Origin of the sequence: Streptomyces hygroscopicus subsp. hygroscopicus (assembly GCF_030269125.1) — a bacterium.
GTDB lineage: Bacteria > Actinomycetota > Actinomycetes > Streptomycetales > Streptomycetaceae > Streptomyces > Streptomyces hygroscopicus_C.
The window spans coordinates 1-255 of the sequence record NZ_BSSM01000082.1 but is presented as its reverse complement, the minus strand read 5'-3'; the positions used below and the strand labels follow the sequence as shown (position 1 = coordinate 255).

General features: G+C 68.6%; 1 protein-coding gene. It reads right to left on the bottom strand.

Annotated features, from left to right (window positions below; translation table 11 throughout):
• Window positions 1-255 (bottom strand): TnsB C-terminal domain-containing protein (locus tag QSK45_RS38205; protein ID WP_285563546.1); only part of this gene is annotated, 255 nt, incomplete at both ends.

Below are 255 nucleotides of genomic sequence, written 5' to 3'. Positions count from 1 at the left end.
CTGAGGTGTAGGGCCGGATGTAGGCCCATTCGTCGAGCAGGGTGCGGTGGAAGCGTTCGACCTTGCCATTGGTCTGGGGCCTCCAGGGCCTGGTCCAGCGGGGGCTGATGCCCAGGTCGCGGCAGGTGTCGCGCCAGGTGTTCTTCGTGTAGGCCCAGGCGTTGTCGGTCAGGACGCGTTCAACGGTGATGCCGTGGGCGGCGAACCACGCGGTTGCCCGTCGCAGGAAGCCGGCGCAGGTCGCGGCGGTCTCGT